Raw genomic sequence first — 19,947 nt, 5'->3', positions numbered from 1 at the left:
ACTCCTCCTTTTACTTACAATTATCTATATTGACTATTTCCAAGTTGCTTCAAATTCTTCTTCTTTGAAACCAAGCGTTACTTCTTTACCATTCGTAGTTAGTGGACGTTTGATTAACATACCATCTGAAGCGAGCAATTTATAAGCTTCTTCCAGCGAAAGTGTATCAAGTTTATCTTTCAGTCCAAGTTCGCGGTATTTAATGCCACTTGTGTTAAAGAAACGACGAATTGGGAGTCCACTGACCTCATGCCATTTTTGTAATTCTTCGGCAGTTGGGGTTTCAGTCTTAATATCTACTTCTTTAAAATTAATATGCTCATTTTCAAGCCATGCTTTTGCTTTCTTACAGGTGCTACATTTTGGATACCAATAAAAATTAATCATTTTGCATCTCCCTCCGATTGCATTCTATTACTATCATAGTGCATTTTTTCTGAAAGTACAAACAGCAACCCTTATAAAAAAACAGATATTTTGAAAGCGTATTCATACCGGATTTTTAAAAATACAAAAGCCACTTTTGACTTTTGTATTTTTCTTTTAGGAGACATGATTTTCTTCTTTAACTTCAAACATAGATTTTTTAAAATTAAATCTTATCCCGAGAACTAGCCCGACTGCCATCATATTCCCGAGTAGAGCACTACCACCGTAACTAATAAACGGAAGCGGAATACCTGTAATCGGTAATAAGCCGATATTCATCCCCACATTTTCTAGCACGTGGAACATTAACATCATTACAACACCCGTACAAATGTAAGAATAAAATGGTACACCCACATCAAGCGCCACCCGAATAATTTGGTAAATTAATAAGAAATAAATTGCAAGGAGAATACTCGCTCCGATAAAGCCATAATCTCCAGCTACAATAGTAAAGATAAAGTCATTATGATTTTCTGGAATAGCGATGGCATCATATCCTGCACCATTTCCGGAAATCTGTCCAGAACCAATTGCTGTCATCGCTCGCAGTACTTGATAACCTCCGCCTTGAGGATCATTCTCCGGATTTATCCATGTCGTAATCCGCTCAAATTGATATGGTTTAAAACCAAGGCTAGTTAGCCAATTTTGGTGATAAATAACCATCCAAATGAGCGCTGTCCCAATTGCTGCAATTGAACCGAAAAGTGGCACGATAATTTTCCAAGTAATTCCGGAAATAAGAATCATTCCCGACATGATAGCGATAAACACAAGTGCCGTCCCTAGATCGGGTTGCAGCATAATAAGAATAAGTGGCATTAACGTAAACAAGCCAATCTTCAAAAGTAACCAAGCATCATAACTAAAACGATGGACCTTATACGTTCGGTTATGGTCCCAAATTACTTTCGCTAAAACGACAATTAAAATAACCTTTACAACCTCAGATGGCTGAATGTTTCCTAAGAATGGAATAACAATCCAACTTTTTGCTCCTTTTACTTCTTTCCCAAAAAGCAAAACAAAAACGAGTAAAAATAGACCTAATCCGTAAAAGTAATAAGCCCATCTCGTGAGTCGATCATAGTCCAGTTGCATCACGACAATAATTGCAAACGTCGAAACCACAAACCACATACCTTGTTTTACAACAAAGTTAGCATCATATTGATTATTTGTTAATTGCGCACTATAAATGGACACCAAACTGATTATCATAAGTAACATCATTGATAAAACAATTCCGTAATCAATGCGTCCAGCTAGTTTATTTTGTTGATTCATTATTTAATTACTCCTTACTGGTTGGTTTGTGTAAACTAATGCTTTTTCCCAAACAGTTTAAAAAAGAAAATCATACGCGATTCCCTTTCCCTAAGTTAACTTCCGGGGCATTATATCTAGCAGACAATACGAGGCCAAGTGCCATAAATGCGCCAAGAAGAGAGCTTCCCCCATAACTGACAAAAAGTAGTGGAATACCGGTAATTGGAAGAAGACCAATTGTCATCCCGATATTTTCTAAAACGTGAAATAAAATCATTGAGCAAACACCTGTACAAATATACGAATAAAAAGGAATACCAATATCTAGTGCCACTCGAATAATTTGGTAAATCAGTAAAAAGTATAACATAATAAGCACACAGCCACCAATAAAACCGAAATTACCACCAATAATAGAGAAAATAAAATCATTATGGTTTTCTGGAATAGCAATTGCTTGGTTGCCAATACCATTTCCTTGTAACTGCCCGGATCCAATTGCCTGCATCGAACGGAGCAGTTGCATACCGTCTCCAAGTGGATCTTCTTCAGGTCTAAGCCAAGAAGTAATTCGTTTAAATTGATATGGTTTAAATCCTAGTTTTTGTAAAAAATCTTGATTGTACATAACTAAATAAATTAACGTCCCACCCAGTAAAGCAACTGAACTAAATACTGGTACTAAAATTTTCCACGTAACGCCACTAATAAAGACCATTCCGATGATAATAGCTATAAATACTAAAATCGTTCCTAGGTCTGGCTGAAGCGCAACTAGTCCAAGGGGAACGATAGAAACGATGCCTATTTTAAGCAATAATTGCATATCTAATTTTACCGTGTGTAATTGATATTTTTTATTATGGTCCCAAATTACTTTTGCAAGCGCGAGAATTAAGAAACTCTTCATTAACTCTGATGGTTGCAAGCTACCAAGTGAGCCAATACCAATCCAGCTTTTTGAACCTTTACGCTCATCACCAACAATTAATACAAGAATTAGAAGCAAGTTTCCAATCCCATATAAGTAATAAGCTGCCCATTGAAGCCGATCATAATCGAAAAAAAGTACAATAACAACGACTACCCCAGTAGAAATAACAATCCAAATAGACTGTTGCAACAAAAAATTATTTGTATATTGGTCATTGACAAGTCCTGCCACATAAATAGCCACTAAACCAATAATACAAAGCAACATCATCAAGAATATAATCGCATAGTCAACTCGAACTGCCTTTTTTCTCTTTCTAGCCATTGCTTTCCGTCCTTTATGTTTAGATTTAAATGTAAAAAAGCTGCTATTCTTAAAAAGAGCAACAGCCTTCATCTATTATAATAAAGTTTCTCTTGGATAGGAAGCTTTTTCACCAAATTCTAATCTTCTTTCTGTTTTCTTTAATATTCAAATCTAGTCGAAGTAAGCGGGTGAATGTGCTGCTTCCCATCTTTTTCAGTAATATCTGCCGTAATATGAAAGACATTTCGCAAAAGCGCTGTTGTAAAAACTTCTTGAGGCGTACCATTTTTGACTAATTGCCCATTTTCGCAAACAAAAACATAATCACTGTAGATTGCAGCTTGATTTAAATCATGTAACACTAACACAATCGTTAAATTATATTCTTTATTTAAATGAACTAATAAATCTAAAAGTTCAAGTTGATGCGCAATATCTAAATAGGTTGTCGGCTCGTCAAGTAGTAAAATGGGTGTTTTTTGTGCAAGAGCCATTGCAAGCCATGCGCGTTGACGTTCACCACCAGATAACGAGTGAAGTGGTCGATACGCTAAATCTTCTAAGTTACACACTTTAATTGCCCACTGAATAACCGCCTCATCATCTTCTTGTAATGTAGAGAGCCAACTTCTATGCGGTAAGCGTCCATAAGCTACCAAGTCATGCACCATCACATCGACTAAACCTTCAGGCGCTTGAGATAGCATTGTCATTTTCTTTGCTAAATCTTTAGAAGGAATATCCGTAATATTTTTTTCACCAAGCAAAACTTCTCCGCTATCAGGCGTCAAAAGGCGCATCATCAAACGAAGCATAGTTGATTTACCTGAACCATTTGGACCGATAAGTGTCGTGATTTTACCTTCTGGAATTTGTGCATTCACGTCTTTCATTTCAAAATCTCTTTTGCGTGAGAAAGAAACATTTTTTAGTTCTAATGCAGGTTTCATGAAGCAACCCTCCCTCTTTGAAGTAGGAATAAGAAGAATGGCGCGCCAATCATCGCAAGCAAAATCCCAACCGGAAGCTCAATTGACCCAAACCAACTTCTAGCCGCTGTATCAGCAAAACCGACTAATAGTGCGCCACCTAAGGCAGATAATGGCAGTAAATATTTGTAGTCATTGCCGATAATCAAACGGAAAATATGTGGCACAACAAGCCCCACAAAGCCAATTAATCCAGCCACACTAACCGCAACACCGCTTAGAAATGCTGCTAACATGATAATGAAAAAACGATGTCGTTCGACTGAAAAGCCTAGTAATTTTGCTGCATCGTCCCCAAGTAGCAACACATTAGAAGAGCGAATCGCAAAACCACTTAAAACAAAACCAACCAACATATAAGGCCAAATCATATCCAAGTGATACCAACTTTTCCCAGAAAGCGTTCCTGTCATCCAAGAAATAACACTTTGTACCCGGTTACTATAAAGCACCATAACACCAGAAGTCATTGCGCCAATAAATGCATTGATAGCAACACCGGATAAAATGACGCGTAAAGGAGAAACGCCACGATCCCACGCTAATAAATAAATTAAAATTGCTGTACCAAAAGCTCCTAAAAATGCGCCAATTGGAACAAAAGAAGCCAAAGCAGGAAAAGCTAACGTCATTAAAATTGCTACAAAGCCTCCGCCAGCTGAAACTCCAATCACACCTGGGTCAGCTAGTGGATTCCGCATCACACCTTGGAGCAAGCAACCTGCTATTGCAAGTGCAGCACCTACTAAGAACGCAATCAATAATCGTGGTAATCGCAAATTCCAAATCAATTGATTCGCAAGGTCACTTCCGCCACCAGTTAAAGCTTGCCAAGCGTCACTATATGTAATTTTCACGGATCCTGTTGTCAGTCCGTAGAAAAAAGCTAAAATAAGTAAAACAATCACTACAATAAAAGTTATCCGTCTACGTCTTCGCCGCGGATCATGCGCCCTCACAGTTGTCATTAGTTAGCCACCTTATTTATCTCATCTGTCATATAATCCAATGCTTGATCAATTTTTATTCCGGGATTTGTTCCGAACAGTTCTGCTGGAAGTACGACAATATGATCATTTTTAACAGCACTTGTTGAATTCCAAGCTTCATTTTGTTTCATTTCTTTCTTGAATGCTGTTTCTGTTTCTTTTTCGTCCCCACCGTGAATCATTAAGAAAATTACTTCTGGATCGGCTGCAACAATTTTTTCAACGTTCATCGAAGCATATTGCGGAAAATTTTCCACTCCTTTAAAATCTTTCGCCACATTTTCTCCGCCAGCAATTTCTAAAACATTTCCACTTAAAGAAGATGGAAGCGCTGCGTAGTTACTTCCAGGAGCCCCAAGTACTAATAAAGCACGTACTTTTTTACCTTGTTGTTTTTGCTTTACTTCTGCTACTTTTTTATCAATATTTGCTTCTAGCTCTTTTGCTTTTGTTTCTTTACCTAAAAGCTTGCCAAGAACGGCTGTCTGTTTTTTTATTTCATCGATTGAATTTGCTCCAGTTAAAACAACTTTCGGCCCGACGCCTTCCATTGCTGGTACATCTTTTAAGTTTTGTTCTGAACTTGCGACAATAGCATCTGCCCCAAGAGAAGCAATTTTCTCTAAGTTTAAATCATGCGTATTGCCCACTTCTGTCGCTTTTTTGGCACCATCTGGAACACCACTTGCATCTGTTGTTTGACGACCAACTACTGTCCCCCCAAGCGCATAAATAATATTCATATCTGCATTTGTAAGCGCAATAATCCGTTCTGGTTTTTTATCAAAAGAAACATCACGACCAGCCATATCAGTTACCTCTAAGGCTACTTGCGATTTATTTTCTGTTTTTACTTTTTCATTATTCGTATCAGTTGCAGTATCATTTCCACACGATGCAAGGAGTAGTGCGGCTGTTATACTTAACGTCAATATAGTTATTTTCTTCATAATTCCCTCCACAACACTGTCCATTTCATTTTACTAAATTATAACACGATATTCAAAAAGTCGGACCCCTAATTGAGAATTATTTTCATCTATATCTAATTTGTCGATATTTTTATGCTAATCCTTTATAATTAAATCAAGGAGGCGATGAAAAATGACTGATAATCTTTTTCCAAATCTAACGCATGAAAATTGCAAAGAAACGATGCCCCCAGTCACAACAGAACAATTCAAAGAAGCAGCCATTCTAGAAAAGAATCGCAAGCTTGAAGAAATTTTGAACATTGTGGATAAAAAGAAACCTAGTATTAAAAAATAACGAGGACCTGTTCGCGCAGGTTCTTTCTTTAAATTCTAATTCCGAGTTAACTCATAAGATAAGTTGTATTTATTTTATTTCATTAAAAAATCATGTATACTAGAAAAAAAGACACGACAGGAGGCCTTTAGATTGGCTATTTTAGAACTAAATTTTAAATCAGAATGTTTAGCCATGCAAACGAGTGTAACGGTAATTTTACCCGAAACAGAAACACTTTATCATGGTTCAATTCCTAAATATAAAACATTATATATTTTGCATGGCTTGTCGAACAACCACACTACTTATGTTCGCAATACAAATATTGAACGTTACGCTACCGAAAAAGGGCTCGCTGTCATCATGCCCGCAGCAGACCATAGTTTCTATTCTAACATGGTTCATGGTCGCGATTTTTTCCAATTTGTCAGTACTGAACTTCCTCACGTGATGAAAAACTGGTTTCCACTTTCGGATAAAAAAGAAGATACTTTCATTGCTGGACATTCAATGGGTGGTTACGGTGCGTTCAAAGTTGCACTTACTTTCCCAGAAAAATTCCAAGCAGCTGCAAGTATGTCCGGCGTCATGGACATTAATTATATTATTAAAGAAGATTGCTTCGAAAATTTCAGCACACGTGCCATCACTGGAGAAATGGCTAGCCAAACTGGTACGGAAAATGATTTATTCCATTTATTAGAAACTAATCTAACGAACCACATAGAGTTACCAGCTCTTTTCCAAAATTGTGGTACGGAAGATTTTCTTTATGAAGACAATATTCGTTTCCGTGATTTTGCACTTGCCAAAAACGCTCCACTAGAATATCGCGAAGGTCCTGGTGACCATGATTGGGATTTTTGGGATAAAAGCCTAAAAGAAATTATCGACTGGCTTCCACTTTAATAAAAAGAAGACTTGGACTCACATCCAAGTCTTCTTTTTTTAATGCGTAAACCCGTAAGAATCCTTTCGCTCCTTATCATGATAAAGTACTCTTGCATGTTCTAAATTGTGGAGTGCATCCGCGAAATCAGCTGCAAATTCTTCCGCTACATTATAACCTAAGTCCGCCCGGCAAACAAACCGCTGAATAATCGTATCACTTAAATCAGCCGGCAGCGGATAAGCCGGAACTTGCCAACCTTTCATAAGAAGCTGGTCCGCAAGATCATAGAGTGTCCACTCAACATCAAGGCCATCTTTCAACTTATAACAGACAATCGGCAAATTAGAGCCATCATTAATAATTTCAAAGTAGCCACTTTTTTCTACCGTTTTTGAAAGATATAGCGCTGTTTTCTTTGTTTTTTCGTGAATTTCTCGGTAGCCTTCAAAACCATAACGCAAGAAATTATAATATTGACCAATAATTTGACTAGCACTACGCGAAAAATTAATCGCCATGGTTGGCATTGAACCACCTAAATAACTCACCTCAAAAATAAGTTCTTTTGGTAAATATTCTTTATCTTTCCATAAAATCCAGCCAACACCCGGATAAACTAAGCCATATTTATGACCAGAAGTATTAATTGAAACAACATTTTTAAGTCGGAAATCCCATGGTAATTCTGGGTTTACAAATGGAGTAAACATTGCGCCACTTGCCCCGTCAACATGAATCACTAATTGATGCTCGTTTGCTTCATTATAAGCTTCTACTTTTTCATCTAATAAAGCAATATCATCGAATTTTCCTGTGTAAGTAATACCTAAAATCCCAACGATACCAATCGTATACTCATCCACTAACTCAAATACCTTCTCTACATCAAGACTAAGATGCTCTTTATCCATTGGTACGACACGCATATCAACATCCCAGTATACACAGAATTTTTCCCAACACACTTGATAACCTGATGAAATAATTAAATTTGGTCGTTTCGCTTGAATATCTAGACCACGTTTTTCTGCATTATTACGCCAGCGAAACTTCATTGCAAGACCGCCGAGCATGCACGCTTCCGAAGAACCAACAGTGGAAGTTCCTAGGTAAGACATATCTTTTGGTGCATTCCATAAATCCGCTAAAATATTAACACAGCGATTTTCTAGTTCTGCTGTTTGTGGATACTCAGATTTGTCGATAGCATTTTTCTCCAGTGTTTCTGCCATCAATATTTCAGCTTCTTTTTCCATATATGTCTGACAAAAAGTCGCCAAATTCTGTCTCGCATTTCCTTCATCCATCAGCTGATCTTTCACTAATTGGTAAGCAATGCGTGGTTCCATTGGTTCCTTTTTTAATACGTATTTCGGGATACTAGTACTTTCTTCTTCAGATCCAAAGAGCGGGATTCGATAACTTTCATGTTTTCGCTTGTCGTTTTCGCTATAAAGCATCTTTTTTCCTCCTTTAAAATAACTGATCATCTCTTTCACCAATACCCATTAAAACAAATAGGCAAACCGTTCAATTTTTCACAAGAATTTGTTATACTACGATGGTAGCTTGAAGGAGGTTTATTATGTTTGATTTACTTTTCCCGCTTTTATTAATTATTATTGGCATTATTTATAGAATTAATCCGCCAAAAAATAAAAACGGACGCTTTAGTTACCGGACGAAGGCTTCTTTAAAAAACGATGCCACTTGGAAAAAAGCTCATCGATTGCTTGGTACTTACTGGATAATCATTGGCGTATTAATTCTAGTTTTTTCAATTGTACTCGCATTTATCCCAATGTATGCCATGATTCGTAGCTCCATTTTATTAACTACTAGTGTTTTTGCAGTGTTATTTTCGGTCATATTAGTAGAGAAAAAATTACAATAAAAAAAGCACCACGATAAGCGGTACTTTTCTGTAATCCATTACATATAAGTCCAAAAAAATTATTCTTCTTCTTTTGCAATTGTGTTTCTTTCAGTAACGCGGTAAATATGAATTGCGAGGTAGACGCGTTCATCTCTTGTTAATTCCGTATGATGCGTATTAATCAGATATGCATCAATTTTTTTCGTACAATTAAAAGCTTCTGGATACTTAATTTGCACTTGTTCATATAAAAAGTCATCGCCAGAATCGACAATTTCTTTTCGAAGCAAACGTTGTGCAAAATACTGTAAGTGAGTAATAAAACGTGTATAGTTTAGTGAAGTTTCATCCAAAACCATACCATAATGATACGTGACAATGCTTAAAATATCTTGAACAATTTGGGTCATCGCAACTGTCATGTGCATTTGTTGTCCGTCTTGTCTCGCATTTACAATATGAAGCGCAATAAATCCAGCCTCATCTTCATCCAACCTAATCCCTACTTCTTTCTCAATAAAATCAAGTGCCTTCATTCCAACTAAATACTCTGCGTGATAAAATCGTTTTATTTCCCACAATAGTGCATTTTTCAAGTTGATACCTTGATTATACCGTGATACTGCAAAATTAATATGGTCTGTAAGAGTTAAATAGATATTATCACTTAAGTCTGTTTCAAGTGTTTCTTGCGCGTACTGGACAACATCATCCGCGATACGTAAATGTTTCAGCGGAATCTCACTAAGTAATTCTGAAAGCTTTTCTGAAAGTTCATGTGTTTCCATTACAAATGTTTTTTCAATCTTGGATACCTCCACCTCATCTCCAAGTTTCTTTTGAAAAGCAAGACCACGGCCCATCACTACAGACTCCTTGCCACTTTTACCCTCGGCGATTACAACATTGTTATTCAGTATTTTTTTGATAATCATGCATTTTCACCTCTTTCAAAAGAAAAAAACCCAAACTAATTCCAATGCTATTAATATCAAAATAGCACTTGAATTAATCTAGGTTTTGCCTGCCTCAGCAGTAACAATCCTATGCTTTTCTCTAACATTATAGTACAAAAAGAAACCGATTACAAGTGGTTTTTTGATATTCAATTTTTGGATTACTTTATATCTTCCCTACTTTACCACAACTTATTCATTGACATGTAGTTTTCTGCATGCTATTTTTGGCTGGAGGTGATAAATTATGGCAACACGTTCGGAACAAATTTTTATTAATTTGCCTGTAAAAGATTTACAAGCAACTGTCGCTTTTTTCACGGAACTTGGCTACGAATTTAACCCTCAATTCACAGACGAAAATGCTACCCAAATGCTCATCGGGGAAAATATTTTCGCCATGCTCTTGAAAGAAGATTTCTTCCAGACTTTCCATAAAGAAGGCATCGCTGACACATCAAAAGTACGCGAAGTTCTCATCACCATCACCCAAGATAGCCGCCAAGCTGTCGACAAACTTGTTGATCATGCTTTTGAAATTGGCGCTAAACAAGCTGGCGAAACACAAGACTACGATTTCATGTATAGCAGAAGTTTTCTTGATTTAGACAACCATCTTTGGGAAATTGCTTATTTAGACGAATCCGCGTTACAATAAAATAAAAAGCCGCTGGAATTTATTTGATTCCAGCGGCTTTCTTAAATTTCCGTATTTTTTTAATCGCCCAGTCGTAATGACTAGATGTACTTGAAATAAAAATAGCTCCAAGTGACGTTGAATTCGTCCATTTATAATATTTTTTTGTAAACAGCTCTTCATCCAAATGTTCCGCAATTAAAACCATTTCTTTATTGTGAGTTTCATCTAGCAATTCCCTCGCTTGCGCTAAATCAGTCCCTTGGTATTTTTGCCAAATGACCAAATTAAGCTCTGGTGTCGTTTTCCATGTATAACCTTCTGCCGGCATAAATGGCTTCTTTCCGCTCATCCCAACTTCATACCACCCCAGCGCCATCTTATGCCATTCATGCAAATGTACCACCACGTCCCGAATATTCTTATCCCGGTCTTCAAACGGAAACATCATCTGTTGCTTTTCTTTTGGAATAGAGTTGATTAAATCATTCAACTGTTGATACTTTTCCGCACTTTTTTGAAGTAGCTCTTCTTTATTTTTTGGTCTTGTCATCAAATGTTACTCCTTTCTAACAAATATGTAAGCTTAAACCACTGATTTTGTTACCTTTTACGAGGGAATCAAGTCCTTTTCTTCGTTAAAATAAACGTAAGAACTCAGAAAAGGATGGTTTAAACAATGAAAAAAATAATTCTACTCATTATTAGCGTAATACTTTTAGGTGGTATCGCTTTTGGCGTGTACTATTTAAATAGTGGAAATAAAATAGGTGCTGAGCAACTGTATGTTAAAATCACAAAAGATGGCGAAGAAGGCAACGAAAGAGGTTTCAATTACTCATACACAATGCCTGCCTATGACAAAGATGGCGCTTTAAAAGAAGTTTCTTTCAAAGCAGATAAAAACTTGCGCAAAGGAGCTTACTTAAAGCTATATTATAAAAAATTAAAAGGCGTGACTTCTTTTGAAGAAGTTTCCGAAAAAGAAGTCCCAGCTAAAGCAGTAGAAAACCTTAAATAATCAAGAAATCTCCTCCTTATGAGGGGATTTTTTATATTGATATATATATGTCTATCTTCCCATTCGTATGATACCATTCGAAATCCGTTTTGTATGTTCGTTTTAATTTGCTATCTTGCGCCCAAATCCGCTGCCACGCTTCCTCCACACCTTTATGACTCGCATTATCTACAGAAAATACCAGATATTCTCCGGCTTCAATTACTACGCTTCTCTCTTCATCCCAGCCTTTTGTGCCTACCAACAAATCATAGTCACCTTTATAATCACTGGCATAATTACTATATACTGCAAAAATATCTCCAGTAGGTTTATCCGCCATTATCTCGCCCCACAGTTCTGCAATCGGGCTAAAATTTTCGTTGTTTGCACGTATCTCTTTTCCAAAAATCACTTTATTTTCTTGTAAAATCATTATTTGCCGCCTCCTTTAAAACCATTATAGCGAACTAAACTTGACAGCTATCTGTCAACAATTCAAATTAAAATAAAGTTTTTCCACTTCGGCTTTATATTCTTTTTGTAGTGAATCCGGTTCTAAAATCTTCACCGCACTTCCAAACATCAATAAAAACGGGATAATGTTCCGCTCAGGATCATATTGAAACGTTACACGAACTAAATCTATCTCAATTTGCATTTCTTCTAACAAAAAGTAATCCAATAATTTTCCAAGCTGGTTTTTCGGAAACTCTAAAACAATTTTTTTTGTTACTTCAACTTGTTTTTGGTCTTCTTTTATTTTCATACTAGTTTTACTCGTTTCTTTCAAAGTCGTTATTCTTGTTAATTTAAAGTGGCGAATGGCTGCTCTTTTGTGACAGTATGCTTCTAAATACCAGCTGCCATCCATTAAGTTTAATTTTTGAGGTGAAATTTCTCGTTTTGTCTCTGCTCCGTCCATCGCAATATATGTTATATCTAGCTGTTTTTTCATTGTAAAAGCTTTTTGAATATAGGCGATTTTCCGTTTTACTTCCGCCTCGATTTGCTTGCGATGTTGTGTCGCTGAATCAAAGAAAATATAATTGCTAGTTGGTTTTTCTGTTTGTAATAAAGTGATTTTTTCTCGTAAAGTTTCTTGGCTATCATTTAACATAAATTCCGAACGCGCCTCTAGTGCTTCAAGCAAAATCCGCTTCTCTTCCTCAGAAAAAGTAAACGTTGCTAGTTTATATGTATCAAGCATCGTAAATCCGCCATTTTTTCCTGGTAAAGCAACGACTGGAAATCCGGCATAGAGTAATGTATCCATATCACGATAAATCGTCCGTGTACTTACTTCAAATTTTTCAGCCAGCTCACTTGCTAGTACTTTTCGCTCTAAAATCATTACAAGTATTGCTAAAATCCGCTCTAGTTTCATCCCAAAACCTCCAGCTCTTTTAGCCTTATTATAGCATGTATTAGCGGTCAAAAACCCACCCATAAGTGATGGATAAAACTTCTCGCATCATTCCTTTGTATTTAGCAAATGTCCGCGATTTTGCTGGAAGACCGGTTGCATCAATCCCTTGACGTTTTGCTAGCATTAATGCCCTATACATATGATAGTCACTTGTCACAATCACTGTTTTTCCTAAATCAAATGTCGCATTACTATATTTAATATTTTCTTCTGTTCTTTTAGATTTGGTTTCCTGCTTAATCCGGTTCCTAGCAATTCCCTCGTTAACTAAATATTCTTCCATAATTGAAGCTTCTGTTGCACTTTCATCCGCCCCCTGACCACCACTAACAATCACTTTTGCTTTTGGATATTCATTCAAATAAGCAACAGCCGCATCCAACCTTTCTTGCAAAACTAACGAGGGGCTAGCCGGATTTCCGTTTATTTTCGCACCTAAAATAAGTACCGTTTTTACATTTTCACCCGGTTTAGCTTTCGTCCCACTGAACATAAACGCCGCAACAATCAATACATATATAAATCCAATTACAATAAAAATAACGAAAATTTTCCTTAGACCTCTCATCTAGTTCGTCCTCTCTTTACTTCTTTAATAATAGCTTAGCAGAAAATTGTAAATAAAAGAGAAAGAAATAATCAAGTTAAGGGAAATTAAAAAAACACCCCAAAACTGTTTTGGGATGTTTACCTTTGAATTATTAGTTTCTATTAAAAAAATACTCATATGCAGCTAATTCCATTTGTCCATTTTGCACTAATTCATTTTCATCTTCATCATATAAAGTATAATCAGTTTGTTCGAGATTCCCTAATGAAGTAGCGCCATCTAATGCAGATAATAAAGTAAAACAAAGGTCACTTAAAGCTATATCAAGAACTTTATTTAATTTTTCTTTTTGTTTAGCAGTTAATTCCATGGTATTTATTTGATTACTAACTTCACTATTTTGATTTTCAAAGTATACTCTCAATAAATTGTCTTTTTCTTTATGAACGTTTTTTACAAATTCTTCTGTACTCATTGATAACCTCACTATAATGTCACTTTATTTTCAGCGTTAACCTTGGAGTTTAAATGTTTCTAATAAAAAAAGCTATAAACAGTTTTATACAGCCATTCATAACTTTTTTATTTTATGGAGATGGTGGGAGTCGAACCCACGTCCAGAAATATCGGCACTTGAATATCTACGAGCGTAGTCACCGTATTAGCATTTCGCATAAACATCGGCCCGGTAACAGGCTTCCATTCAGCTAGTCTGATTAAGCTCTTCTATTTAACCCCAGACGGAGATTAACTAGTGTAGCCCACTTAGAGTGAGACCCTTACCGTAGCACATGGGCGATGCACGGAGGATCAGCTATGCTACTGCTTATTAGGCAGCGAAAGCTAGGTTTTGTTTTTCTTTGCCAGTTATTATTGGCTTTGACGTTGATAACGAGGACGATCCCCCCGACTCGCAACTCAAGCTCGAACTATCCCTGTCGAATCCGTAACATCCCCAGGATTAGAGCTAACATTTGTTATTATACAGGAAAAAACAAGGCTTTACAAATAGAAAAACATATAGTAAATGCGATTCTTTTATAAAAAATATATTACGATATTCTCGGCAAAATCTAAACCTGTTACTGAATTAAAAAGGCAAGAGCTAAACCTAGTTTATCTAACTAAGTGTTACATAACTAGGTTTAGGCATTTTATTGTTGGCGCTCTTTAAATGCACGTTCAATATCACGTTTTGCTTCTTTTTGTTTCAAATCTTGGCGTTTATCGTATTTCTTTTTACCTCGAGCCACACCGATGAGTACTTTTGCGTATCCATCTTTAATATACATTTTAAGCGGCACAATCGAATAACCAGATTCTTTCGTTTCGCCAATTAAACGGCTGATTTGCTTCTTATGTAAAAGCAACTTGCGCGTCCTTAGTGGATCATGATTGTAGCGGTTCCCTTGTTCATATGGACTAATATGCATATTGTGTAAGAAAATTTCCCCTTTGTCGATACGTGCATAGGAATCTTTTAAGTTTACCCGTGCGTTTCTAACGGATTTAATTTCAGTACCTTGTAGGACAATGCCAGCCTCAAAAGTTTCTTCAATTGCGTAATCGTGGCGCGCTTTTTTATTTTGCGCGACTAGTTTACCATCACCTTTTGGCATAACTCCCCATCCTTTCTAGCGACGTTTTTTCTTTTTCGGGCTTTCTTTTGCTACACCTTGATAAAAAGGTTTTTTCTTCTTTTTCTTCTTAGGTTTTGTATACCATTCGTCTTCTTTACGTTCTGATTTTGGTTTCGTATCATCTGATTTTCCAGTTCTGCGCTTATTACGATTATTTTTTGAACTACTCTTGAAGTTTCTAGTTTTATCAATCGGTTTTTCGCGTTGGCGTTTTTGTTTGTCGCTCACTGGACCAGGTTTACCTTCACTACGGAGCGCAAAATCTATTTCACGTGCATCCACATCAACTTTAGTTACTTCTACTTCCACTTCATCACCGATACGATAAATTTGACCCGTTCTTTCGCCAATCATCGCTAACTGATTTTGATGGAATTTGAAATAATCGCCTTTCATTGCACTCACATGGACAAGACCTTCAATCGTTGTCGGTAGCTCGATAAATAAGCCAAAATTGGTTACCGAACTAATGATTCCGATGAAACGTTCGCCCACTTTGTCGACCATGAATTCCGTTTTCTTCAGTTCGTCTGTTTCGCGTTCTGCTTCTACGGCACGCCGCTCCATTTTCGAGCTATGTTCAGCAATCTCAGGAAGCTCCTCAGCGCGTTTTTCTATTGTTTCCGGACGAACATCGCCGTTAATTAAATACTCTCTAATCAACCTGTGAACGATTAAATCTGGGTAACGACGAATCGGCGAGGTGAAATGAGTATAAAAATCAGTAGACAAACCAAAGTGTCCGGCGCTCACTGTATCATACTTCGCTTGTTGCATCGAACGCAGCATAACAGTAGAAACAACCATTTCTTCTGGTTTACCTTTTACTTCTTCTAGTACTTGTTGTAAAGCAGCTGGGTGAATATCGTTAGCTGTTCCTTTCACAATCAAGCCAAAGTTCGTAATGAATTCAAAGAAACGAGCTAATTTATCTTCTTTTGGATCTTCATGGATACGATAAATAAATGGTACATCCATCCAGTGGAAATGTTCTGCGACTGTTTCATTGGCAGCAAGCATAAATTCTTCAATCAAATGCTCTCCCGCTGAACGTTCGCGCATAACGACTGCTTCTGGGTGACCTTCTTCATCAACAACTACACGTGCTTCTTTAAAATCAAAATCAATCGCGCCACGTTTTTCACGTTTATGGCGAAGGGTTTCAGCCAAATGCTGCATTGCTTCAAGCATCGGAACAATTGGCGCATATTTTTCACGCAACGCTTCGTCTTTTTCAACTAAAATATCATTTACATCCGTATACGTCATACGTTCCGTAGTTTTAATAATACTTTCAAAAATTTCGTGGTTAACCACATGACCTTCTTGATCAATTTCCATTTCACAACTCATGGTAAAACGGTCAACTTGCGGATTAAGCGAGCAAATTCCATTCGATAGTTTATGTGGCAACATCGGAATTACCCGGTCAACCAAATAAACACTCGTTCCACGGTCTTGCGCTTCTTTATCAAGTGGCGAGCCTTCTGTTACATAATGCGTTACGTCTGCAATATGAACGCCTAGCTTCCAGTTGCCGTTCGGAAGTTGCTTAACAGTAACAGCATCATCTAAATCCTTAGCGTCTGCCCCGTCAATCGTAATAATCATTTGATCGCGCAAGTCACGACGATTGCCAATATCTGAATCATCAACCACATCAGGTGCTTTACTTACTTGCTCCATTACTTCTTCCGGGAATCCAATTGAAATACCATGTTTATGAATAATTGATAAAATATCCACTCCTGGGTCATTGCGGTGACCGATAATAGACTTAACTACCCCTTTTGCACGCGCATGGCCAGTTGCATATTCTGTCAATTCAACGATAACTTTATGTCCATCAACTGGTTTTAAGCCGTCCTCTAAATCAATTTCCACTTCACCGAAAAGTCGCTTATCATCTGGCATCACAATCGGAGTACCAGCTAAGTCTTCCATATAAGTTCCGACGATTTGCGTTGTCTTCCGTTCGACAATTTTCTTAATCGTACCTTCTGCCAAATTATCGCCTTTACGTTTCGTAATCGTCGCAAAAACTAAGTCCCCATTCATTGCGTCTTTTACTTCATTTGGCGGGATAAAAATATCGTCCATTTCCTTTTCTTCTGGGAGAACAAAGCCAAAACCTCGTTCATGTGCGCGAAATGTTCCTTTTACTAAGTCCATTTTTTCTGGTAATGCATACCGATTCTTCCTTGAGCGGACAATAGTTCCGGAATCTTCCAGTTTTACTAAAGCTTTCACCATTAATTTAAAGTCATCCGCATTGTTTAAAGCTATTTCTATTTCTAAATCTTCTAGCGCAAACGTTTTATCAGGCGCCGAAGTTAGTAAATTCATAATTTTTTCTTCCATTTGTTTTTGTTCCACTTCTGTCCCTCCTCTCTCTGTTTTAAAAGTTGTTTATTCTAGCCAATCTAAACTATCTAAAAATGTTAAAACGGCTTGGTTTACATCTTTTCTTTCTTTGTCTAATGTGATGACATGACCAGATTCTTTAAACCAGTGTAATTCTTTCTTTGTTGATTCTACTGTATCATAAATTAGCTGTGCTCCGCTCACATCAACCATGTCATCTTTTTCACCTTGAATGACCATAATTGGTGCATAAATCATATCTATTTCAGCCACAACACCATTAATTTCATCTTTTAATTTAGCAATGGTATTCATTGGGGCATCTTTATAAGCAACCATTTCTGCATCGATTTGTTCAGGTGTTTTACCTTCTAATTTTTTATAATTACGTACATAATCTAAAAAGCCTTGAATTATTGGTGATGAACTGTCCATCCTTGTTGGGGTACTCATGGCTATAATTCCCTTTAACGGCCTAGAAAAACCTAATTTTAATGAAAAAAGTCCACCGAGTGAAAGTCCTGCTACAGCAATTTCGGTATAACCAAGAGATTTTAGATGGTCATATGCCGCAAGAACATCTTCCCACCAGTCGTTTGGCCCCGTTTTTAAGAGTAGGTCAGGAGATACACCGTGGCCTCTGTATTGAGGGGCGTAGCAAGTGTAATTGTTTTCTTGTAAAAACCTACCTAATATTCTTACATCCGCTGAGCTACCTGTAAAACCGTGTAAGAGTAACACTGCTCTTTTACCTTTTTCAAATAAAAATGGTTGTGGTGGTGTTATTTTCATAATAAATATCGCTCCTTGGTTCTTTTTGGAGTTTTGGTTGTTCTGAGGTGGATGTTATTTTTGTTGGAGTTCTAAGGGATTTACTAAATTAATGTTTTGTGCACCCCTTTTTGGGTTGTTCGTCCACTTTTTTTAATGGAAACAACGCTCCACTTCGTTATGCCTTGTATTGGAGTTCTAGGGGATTTGTTGTATTTAGTAATTTGTTCGCCTCTTTTTGGGTTGTTCGTCCACTTTTTTTAATGGAAACAACGCTCCACTTTGTTATGCCTTGTATTGGAGTTCTAGGGGATTTGTTGTATTTAGTAATTTGTTCGCCTCTTTTTGGGGTGTTCGTCCACTTTTTTTAATGGAAACAACGCTCCACTTCGTTACGCCTTGTATTGGAGTTCTAGGGAAGCGGACTACACTTCTTTAGAACTCCAATAATAAAAAACCACCTAAATTTTCATTCAGGTGGTTAACATCTCGTTACTGTACAAAGTATGCCAGTGCAATTAGTATTGCGAAGAAAACAATGGATAGAACGATGGTTGTACGATGTAGAATAAGTTCTAGTCCTCTTGCTTTTTGCTTACCGAATAATTGCTCAGCTCCACCAGAAATGGCACCGGATAAGCCAGCACTTTTACCTGGTTGAAGTATGATAACTGTAATTAACAGTACTGATACGATGATGAGTAAGACCGTTAAAACTGTACTCATTGTTCTTTCCTCCTAAAACCGCCCAATTTGACTAAGGTTAATTTTACCATATTTGGTATTATACGTAAAGGTTTGTTTCTATACAATAATCAAACAACTTTTTCCTCGAGCCAAACTAAATCGTCTAAGAAGTAAATCAAGTCTTCTTCTAAAATATCTTTTTCACAGTCGTTCACAATATCGTGACCTGAACCTGCATAGAAACATAGTTGTTTGTCATTTGTATGAATGTGCTTAAAGATATAGTTGGCATTATCTGCATCGATTTCTTCGTCTTGGCAGCCTTGGCCAATCATTGTTGGCACATGGATTTTCTCAATGTCGCTTGCTACATTTTTGTAGAAAGTAGCACGTGCTTCCGTCATTACATCAATTTCAGGAAGATAGTTTTTTAACATTTGATCCGCTTCTTGTTCTACTATACCTTGTTTCTTTAATTGTTTAGTTAAATAGTTTTCGATTGGGATATAGCGCATTTTGCGGTTTACGTTGGCGCAGAGTGGAACAATCGCTTTTGGTGAAAACGATTCGGCCATTTTAAGCGCAAAAACACCGCCCATTGCCACACCGACAATTGCAATTTCATTATATCCGTCTTTTTCAAGTTGACGATATCCAGCCACCGCATCTTCATACCACATTTCCGGTGTTGTTTTCAAGAAAATAGCGGGTTCATCCCCGTGACCTCTGAAGTTTGGTGCATGTACTGTGTATCCATTTTCTGCTAGAGTTTCTCCAAGTTCTCTTACGTCTTCTGTAGTCCCTGCAAAGCCATGCAAGAGCAAAACAGCACGATTTCCCGCTTTTAACGTAAAGCTACGATCCGCACTCATTTTTACGCAATCCTCCTAATATCATCACTTTTATAATCCACTCCATTGTAGCCCATCTGAACTAAATAAGCTACCTTTTGAGTTCTGACCAATAGACCAATAT

At 37.0% G+C, this 19,947-nt stretch carries 23 protein-coding genes and 1 other RNA gene; 5 read left to right on the top strand and 19 right to left on the bottom strand.

Translation table 11 applies throughout. The features are described from left to right. Nucleotides 1–33: 33 nt before the first annotated feature. The 6 genes from HCB38_RS12925 to HCB38_RS12900 form a co-directional block, all read right to left on the bottom strand. Nucleotides 34–387: an arsenate reductase family protein gene (locus HCB38_RS12925; RefSeq protein WP_185319840.1), complete on the bottom strand. Its 354-nt coding sequence runs from the start codon at nt 385–387 to the stop codon at nt 34–36. A gap of 156 nt (nt 388–543) precedes the next feature. Then, nucleotides 544–1,719 (bottom strand): rod shape-determining protein RodA, encoded by a 1,176-nt coding sequence (gene rodA / locus HCB38_RS12920; protein ID WP_185319841.1) that lies wholly within the window; start codon nt 1,717–1,719, stop codon nt 544–546. A 70-nt stretch (nt 1,720–1,789) separates the two neighbouring features. Beyond that, nucleotides 1,790–2,959 carry a rod shape-determining protein RodA gene (rodA, locus tag HCB38_RS12915; RefSeq protein WP_185319842.1) on the bottom strand — a complete coding sequence of 390 codons (1,170 nt, stop codon included), beginning with the start codon at nt 2,957–2,959 and terminating at the stop codon, nt 1,790–1,792. Nucleotides 2,960–3,099: 140 nt separating this feature from the next. After that, nucleotides 3,100–3,891 (bottom strand): ABC transporter ATP-binding protein, encoded by a 792-nt coding sequence (locus HCB38_RS12910; protein ID WP_185319843.1) that lies wholly within the window; start codon nt 3,889–3,891, stop codon nt 3,100–3,102. Continuing rightward, nucleotides 3,888–4,898, bottom strand: a complete 1,011-nt coding sequence (locus tag HCB38_RS12905) for a FecCD family ABC transporter permease (protein ID WP_185638725.1) — start codon at nt 4,896–4,898, stop codon at nt 3,888–3,890. The genes HCB38_RS12910 and HCB38_RS12905 overlap by 4 nt, the downstream gene beginning before the upstream one ends. Next, nucleotides 4,898–5,869: an ABC transporter substrate-binding protein gene (locus HCB38_RS12900; RefSeq protein ID WP_185619429.1), complete on the bottom strand. Its 972-nt coding sequence runs from the start codon at nt 5,867–5,869 to the stop codon at nt 4,898–4,900. Before HCB38_RS12900 ends, HCB38_RS12905 begins: the two co-directional genes overlap by 1 nt. A gap of 154 nt (nt 5,870–6,023) precedes the next feature. Between HCB38_RS12900 and HCB38_RS12895 the strand changes: the two genes are divergently transcribed. After that, nucleotides 6,024–6,188, top strand: a complete 165-nt coding sequence (locus HCB38_RS12895; protein ID WP_185319846.1) for a hypothetical protein — start codon at nt 6,024–6,026, stop codon at nt 6,186–6,188. Between the two features lie 132 nt (nt 6,189–6,320). Beyond that, nucleotides 6,321–7,079 (top strand): alpha/beta hydrolase, encoded by a 759-nt coding sequence (locus HCB38_RS12890; RefSeq protein WP_185319847.1) that lies wholly within the window; start codon nt 6,321–6,323, stop codon nt 7,077–7,079. Nucleotides 7,080–7,118: 39 nt separating this feature from the next. On the opposite strand, the gene gad is transcribed toward HCB38_RS12890, so the two are convergent. Beyond that, nucleotides 7,119–8,522 carry a glutamate decarboxylase gene (gad, locus tag HCB38_RS12885; protein ID WP_185319848.1) on the bottom strand — a complete coding sequence of 468 codons (1,404 nt, stop codon included), beginning with the start codon at nt 8,520–8,522 and terminating at the stop codon, nt 7,119–7,121. Between the two features lie 125 nt (nt 8,523–8,647). Between gad and HCB38_RS12880 the strand changes: the two genes are divergently transcribed. Then, nucleotides 8,648–8,956: an SdpI family protein gene (locus HCB38_RS12880; RefSeq protein ID WP_185638723.1), complete on the top strand. Its 309-nt coding sequence runs from the start codon at nt 8,648–8,650 to the stop codon at nt 8,954–8,956. 59 nt (nt 8,957–9,015) lie between these two features. Here the strand turns inward: HCB38_RS12880 and licT are convergent, their stop codons facing one another. Further along, nucleotides 9,016–9,873: a BglG family transcription antiterminator LicT gene (gene licT / locus HCB38_RS12875; protein ID WP_003763832.1), complete on the bottom strand. Its 858-nt coding sequence runs from the start codon at nt 9,871–9,873 to the stop codon at nt 9,016–9,018. A 268-nt stretch (nt 9,874–10,141) separates the two neighbouring features. Here licT and HCB38_RS12870 point away from each other — a divergent pair, with 268 nt between their 5' ends. Further along, nucleotides 10,142–10,552 carry a VOC family protein gene (locus HCB38_RS12870; protein WP_185319850.1) on the top strand — a complete coding sequence of 137 codons (411 nt, stop codon included), beginning with the start codon at nt 10,142–10,144 and terminating at the stop codon, nt 10,550–10,552. A 19-nt stretch (nt 10,553–10,571) separates the two neighbouring features. Here HCB38_RS12870 and HCB38_RS12865 read toward each other — a convergent pair whose 3' ends face one another. Next, nucleotides 10,572–11,084 carry a ClbS/DfsB family four-helix bundle protein gene (locus tag HCB38_RS12865; RefSeq protein WP_185319851.1) on the bottom strand — a complete coding sequence of 171 codons (513 nt, stop codon included), beginning with the start codon at nt 11,082–11,084 and terminating at the stop codon, nt 10,572–10,574. A gap of 126 nt (nt 11,085–11,210) precedes the next feature. On the opposite strand from HCB38_RS12865, the gene HCB38_RS12860 reads away from it, so the two are divergent. Continuing rightward, a complete protein-coding gene (locus HCB38_RS12860; RefSeq protein ID WP_185319852.1) occupies nt 11,211–11,552 on the top strand; it encodes a YxeA family protein in 342 nt (113 codons plus the stop codon). A gap of 31 nt (nt 11,553–11,583) precedes the next feature. Here HCB38_RS12860 and HCB38_RS12855 read toward each other — a convergent pair whose 3' ends face one another. The 10 genes from HCB38_RS12855 to HCB38_RS12810 all read right to left on the bottom strand — a co-directional run bounded on the left by HCB38_RS12855 (nt 11,584) and on the right by HCB38_RS12810 (nt 19,844). After that, a complete protein-coding gene (locus HCB38_RS12855) occupies nt 11,584–11,967 on the bottom strand; it encodes a GyrI-like domain-containing protein (protein ID WP_185319853.1) in 384 nt (127 codons plus the stop codon). Between the two features lie 54 nt (nt 11,968–12,021). Beyond that, the gene (locus HCB38_RS12850; protein ID WP_185319854.1) at nt 12,022–12,918 is read right to left on the bottom strand and encodes a helix-turn-helix transcriptional regulator; all 897 of its coding nucleotides are present in this window, start codon (nt 12,916–12,918) and stop codon (nt 12,022–12,024) included. 40 nt (nt 12,919–12,958) lie between these two features. Beyond that, nucleotides 12,959–13,528 carry a YdcF family protein gene (locus HCB38_RS12845; protein WP_185319855.1) on the bottom strand — a complete coding sequence of 190 codons (570 nt, stop codon included), beginning with the start codon at nt 13,526–13,528 and terminating at the stop codon, nt 12,959–12,961. A gap of 133 nt (nt 13,529–13,661) precedes the next feature. Next, on the bottom strand, nt 13,662–13,985 hold the full coding sequence (locus HCB38_RS12840) for a hypothetical protein (RefSeq protein ID WP_185638721.1): 324 nt from the start codon (nt 13,983–13,985) through the stop codon (nt 13,662–13,664). A gap of 112 nt (nt 13,986–14,097) precedes the next feature. Then, nucleotides 14,098–14,467: a transfer-messenger RNA gene (ssrA, locus tag HCB38_RS12835) on the bottom strand. Between the two features lie 197 nt (nt 14,468–14,664). After that, nucleotides 14,665–15,129, bottom strand: a complete 465-nt coding sequence (gene smpB, locus HCB38_RS12830) for an SsrA-binding protein SmpB (RefSeq protein ID WP_003723350.1) — start codon at nt 15,127–15,129, stop codon at nt 14,665–14,667. Between the two features lie 15 nt (nt 15,130–15,144). Then, nucleotides 15,145–17,526 (bottom strand): ribonuclease R, encoded by a 2,382-nt coding sequence (gene rnr / locus HCB38_RS12825; RefSeq protein ID WP_185638719.1) that lies wholly within the window; start codon nt 17,524–17,526, stop codon nt 15,145–15,147. A gap of 33 nt (nt 17,527–17,559) precedes the next feature. After that, a complete protein-coding gene (locus HCB38_RS12820; RefSeq protein WP_185319858.1) occupies nt 17,560–18,306 on the bottom strand; it encodes an alpha/beta hydrolase in 747 nt (248 codons plus the stop codon). A 471-nt stretch (nt 18,307–18,777) separates the two neighbouring features. After that, nucleotides 18,778–19,011, bottom strand: coding sequence for a preprotein translocase subunit SecG (gene secG, locus HCB38_RS12815; protein ID WP_003739713.1), 234 nt, complete (start codon nt 19,009–19,011; stop codon nt 18,778–18,780). A gap of 89 nt (nt 19,012–19,100) precedes the next feature. Then, nucleotides 19,101–19,844, bottom strand: coding sequence for an alpha/beta hydrolase (locus HCB38_RS12810; RefSeq protein WP_185319859.1), 744 nt, complete (start codon nt 19,842–19,844; stop codon nt 19,101–19,103). Nucleotides 19,845–19,947 lie beyond the last annotated feature (103 nt).

This window comes from Listeria farberi (assembly GCF_014229295.1).
Classification (GTDB): domain Bacteria; phylum Bacillota; class Bacilli; order Lactobacillales; family Listeriaceae; genus Listeria; species Listeria farberi.
This window is presented reverse-complemented; position numbering and strand designations above follow the sequence as displayed.

Bases quoted from the DNA above. Each gene is read 5' to 3' on its own strand.
- HCB38_RS12925 (WP_185319840.1), bottom strand. From the start codon at position 387: ATGATTAATTTTTATTGGTATCCAAAATGTAGCACCTGTAAGAAAGCA.
- rodA (WP_185319841.1), bottom strand. From the start codon at position 1,719: ATGAATCAACAAAATAAACTAGCTGGACGCATTGATTACGGAATTGTT.
- rodA (WP_185319842.1), bottom strand. From the start codon at position 2,959: ATGGCTAGAAAGAGAAAAAAGGCAGTTCGAGTTGACTATGCGATTATA.
- HCB38_RS12910 (WP_185319843.1), bottom strand. From the start codon at position 3,891: ATGAAACCTGCATTAGAACTAAAAAATGTTTCTTTCTCACGCAAAAGA.
- HCB38_RS12905 (WP_185638725.1), bottom strand. From the start codon at position 4,898: ATGACAACTGTGAGGGCGCATGATCCGCGGCGAAGACGTAGACGGATA.
- HCB38_RS12900 (WP_185619429.1), bottom strand. From the start codon at position 5,869: ATGAAGAAAATAACTATATTGACGTTAAGTATAACAGCCGCACTACTC.
- HCB38_RS12895 (WP_185319846.1), top strand. From the start codon at position 6,024: ATGACTGATAATCTTTTTCCAAATCTAACGCATGAAAATTGCAAAGAA.
- gad (WP_185319848.1), bottom strand. From the start codon at position 8,522: ATGCTTTATAGCGAAAACGACAAGCGAAAACATGAAAGTTATCGAATC.
- HCB38_RS12880 (WP_185638723.1), top strand. From the start codon at position 8,648: ATGTTTGATTTACTTTTCCCGCTTTTATTAATTATTATTGGCATTATT.
- licT (WP_003763832.1), bottom strand. From the start codon at position 9,873: ATGATTATCAAAAAAATACTGAATAACAATGTTGTAATCGCCGAGGGT.
- HCB38_RS12870 (WP_185319850.1), top strand. From the start codon at position 10,142: ATGGCAACACGTTCGGAACAAATTTTTATTAATTTGCCTGTAAAAGAT.
- HCB38_RS12865 (WP_185319851.1), bottom strand. From the start codon at position 11,084: ATGACAAGACCAAAAAATAAAGAAGAGCTACTTCAAAAAAGTGCGGAA.
- HCB38_RS12860 (WP_185319852.1), top strand. From the start codon at position 11,211: ATGAAAAAAATAATTCTACTCATTATTAGCGTAATACTTTTAGGTGGT.
- HCB38_RS12855 (WP_185319853.1), bottom strand. From the start codon at position 11,967: ATGATTTTACAAGAAAATAAAGTGATTTTTGGAAAAGAGATACGTGCA.
- HCB38_RS12850 (WP_185319854.1), bottom strand. From the start codon at position 12,918: ATGAAACTAGAGCGGATTTTAGCAATACTTGTAATGATTTTAGAGCGA.
- HCB38_RS12845 (WP_185319855.1), bottom strand. From the start codon at position 13,528: ATGAGAGGTCTAAGGAAAATTTTCGTTATTTTTATTGTAATTGGATTT.
- HCB38_RS12840 (WP_185638721.1), bottom strand. From the start codon at position 13,985: ATGAGTACAGAAGAATTTGTAAAAAACGTTCATAAAGAAAAAGACAAT.
- smpB (WP_003723350.1), bottom strand. From the start codon at position 15,129: ATGCCAAAAGGTGATGGTAAACTAGTCGCGCAAAATAAAAAAGCGCGC.
- HCB38_RS12820 (WP_185319858.1), bottom strand. From the start codon at position 18,306: ATGAAAATAACACCACCACAACCATTTTTATTTGAAAAAGGTAAAAGA.
- secG (WP_003739713.1), bottom strand. From the start codon at position 19,011: ATGAGTACAGTTTTAACGGTCTTACTCATCATCGTATCAGTACTGTTA.
- HCB38_RS12810 (WP_185319859.1), bottom strand. From the start codon at position 19,844: ATGAGTGCGGATCGTAGCTTTACGTTAAAAGCGGGAAATCGTGCTGTT.